Here is a 2,553-nt window from a genome sequence, read left to right on the forward strand (position 1 = left end):
GGCCGCGGGCGGCTGGGGGGGGGGGGGGGGGGGGGCGTCGCCCAAAGGCTTTCCGTTTGGGGTGATGGCCAGGGCCGCGCGGCGGGGGCGCTGGGGCGGCGATGCGCTATCCTGCCCGGATGCAGCGGGAGAGATGGCATGGCTGAACCGGACGGCGCCGCGCCCTGGCGGCGCGTGGGCATGCTCATCCCTTCCTCCAACACCTCGATCGAGCGCGAGTATCCGGCCTGGATGCCGGCCTCGCTCTCCTTCCATTTCGCGCGCCTGCCGATGACGCGGCTGGATGCCCCGGGCATGGCGGAGCAGCAGGCGGAGATGCGCCGCGCGGTGACGAGCCTCGCCGATGCGCGGGTGCATGCGGTGCTGCTCTGCCAGACCGCGGCCAGCTTCTGGATGGGGGCGGCGTGGGATGCGGAGATCCGGCAGGAGATGCAGGGCTGGGCCGGCGTGCCGGCGCTGACCGCGGCGCAGACGGTGTTCGACGCGCTGGCGGCGCTCGGCGCGCGCCGCATCGGCTTCGCGGCACCCTTCCCGGAGGAGATCGGGCAGGCCAGCCTGCGCTACCTGGAGGCGGGCGGCATCACCGTGCTGCGCAGCGCCTTCGGCGGCCTGCGCGACAACTTCGCCATCGCGGAGATCGCGCCCGACCAGGTGTTCGACCTCGCCGCCCGCGCCGACCACCCGGAGGCCGATGCGCTGCTGCTGCCGGGGGGGAACATGCAGTGCCTGGCGCTGGCCGATGCGATCGAGGCGCGGATCGGCAAGCCGGTTGTCTCGACGAACTCGGCCGGCATGTGGGCGCTGCTGCACCAGTTCGGCCTGCGCACGAAGCTGCGGCGCGGCGGAAGCCTGCTGCGGGAGTTGCCGGCGCGGCGCTAGGGCCGCGCCGAGAGGAAGTCCAGCAGCGCCGCCGTGCAGGCCTCGGGCGCCGCGTCGCCGATATTGTGCGGCATGCCCTCCAGCGAGAGCAGACGCGCATCGGGGATCAGCGCCTGCATCCGCTCATACTGGTCGTGCGAGCCGATCGGCTCGTGGCCGGGTGCCACGATCAGCGTGGGGCAGGCGATGCGCGGCAGCTCATCCTCCCAGTCGCGGCTGCTCATATGCGCGACGAAGCGGCCGATGAAGGGCAGGTCGTTCCCGCCGGTCTGGCGGCAGAACCAGTCCACGAGGCCGGGATCGGCATCGGCCGGGAAGCGATCCGCGACGCCCGACCGCATGAAGGCCTCGAGCCCCATCGCGGCGGCCTTGGCCGGCCAGGTGCCCGCCTGGCTGTTGCGCAGGCCGGGCGTGGAGGCGAAGAGCGCGAGCGTCACGACGCGAGCGGGATGCTCCATCGCCAATCGCTGCCCGACATAGCCGCCGGCCGAGAGCCCCACCGCATGCACGCGCGGCATGCCGAGATGGTCGAGCAGCTCCAGCACATCGGCGACCAGCCGTTCGACGGTCAGCGGCTGCGCCTCGGTCGGGATGTCGGAGGCGCCGTGGCCGCGCAACTCAAGACTCAGCACCGTCCGCTGCCGCGCGATGTCGGGGATCCATGAGAACCAGCGGCGATAGGACCCCATCGCGGCATGCAGCAGCAGCACCGGCACCTCCGGCGTGCGCCAGGGCGGCGTGAAGTCGTCCACGCGCCAGGCGAGGCGCACGCCGTCGCTCGCCGTCAGGAAGGACATGTTCGGTTGCAGCCTGCTCATCGCACCCGTCGCGCAGCGTGACCCTGCATCGTCACGCGGCGCGCGGCGTTGCGCAATGCGCGCCGAGGACTACGATGATGGGCAGGACCGGGAGAGGAAGGAGAACACGATGATCCGCCGTCGTCACCTGCTGGCTGCCTCGGCCGCCCTGCCCGTCGCGCGCGGCGCCGCCGCGCAAGCCTATCCGGAGCGTCCGCTGCGCGTGGTCGTCCCCTTCGGGCCGGGCGGCGGCACGGACAACCTGATGCGCGTGATCGAGCCGCCGACGCGCGCTGCCTTCGGCCAGTCGCTGGTGATCGAGAACCGCGCTGGCGCGGGCGGCACGATCGGCACCGATCTCGTCGCGCGCGCCCCGGCGGATGGCTACACCGTGCTGGTGGTGGACAGCAGCTACGCCATCAACCCCTCGCTGTTCCCGAGCCTGCCCTACGATCCCGCGAAGGACCTGGTGCCGGTCGGCCTGCTGGCGACCGGGCCGGTGATCCTGCTGGCGCATCCGTCCCTGCCGGTGAACACGGTGCAGGAGCTGGTGGCGATGGCGAAGGCGCAGCCCGGCGCGCTGAACTACGCCTCGGGCGGCAACGGCGCCTCCACGCATCTCGCCGGCGAGCTGCTTAAGATGGTGGCCGGCATCGACCTGGTGCATGTGCCCTATCGCGGCACCGGGCCGGCGACGACCGATGTGGTGGCCGGGCATGTGAAGCTGATGTTCAACGGCATCAGCGCGGCGCGGCCGCATGTGGATGCGGGGCGGCTGAAGGCGCTGGCCGTCACCGGCGCGGGGGGGGGGGGGGGGGGGGGGGGGGGGGGCGGGGGGGGCCGCGGCCGCCGGGCCGGCGGGGGGGGGGCGGCGGGG

At 73.3% G+C, this 2,553-nt stretch carries 3 protein-coding genes; 2 read left to right on the plus strand and 1 reads right to left on the minus strand.

The genetic code is table 11. The annotated features are described in order from the left end of the window. The first annotated feature begins 138 nt into the window (after nt 1-138). On the plus strand, nt 139-879 hold the full coding sequence (locus tag AC1MIR_RS03465) for a maleate cis-trans isomerase family protein (RefSeq protein WP_480026786.1): 741 nt from the start codon (nt 139-141) through the stop codon (nt 877-879). On the opposite strand, the gene AC1MIR_RS03470 is transcribed toward AC1MIR_RS03465, so the two are convergent. Continuing rightward, nucleotides 876-1,697 (minus strand): alpha/beta fold hydrolase, encoded by an 822-nt coding sequence (locus AC1MIR_RS03470; RefSeq protein ID WP_480026787.1) that lies wholly within the window; start codon nt 1,695-1,697, stop codon nt 876-878. The genes AC1MIR_RS03465 and AC1MIR_RS03470 overlap by 4 nt on opposite strands. Nucleotides 1,698-1,806: 109 nt before the next feature. Between AC1MIR_RS03470 and AC1MIR_RS03475 the strand changes: the two genes are divergently transcribed. Further along, on the plus strand, nt 1,807-2,553 hold a 747-nt coding region (locus AC1MIR_RS03475; RefSeq protein WP_480026788.1), incomplete at its 3' end, for a Bug family tripartite tricarboxylate transporter substrate binding protein.

The organism is Falsiroseomonas sp. RANM36, assembly GCF_056682175.1.

Bases quoted from the DNA above. Each gene is read 5' to 3' on its own strand.
- AC1MIR_RS03465 (WP_480026786.1), top strand. From the start codon at position 139: ATGGCTGAACCGGACGGCGCCGCGCCCTGGCGGCGCGTGGGCATGCTC.
- AC1MIR_RS03470 (WP_480026787.1), bottom strand. From the start codon at position 1,697: ATGAGCAGGCTGCAACCGAACATGTCCTTCCTGACGGCGAGCGACGGC.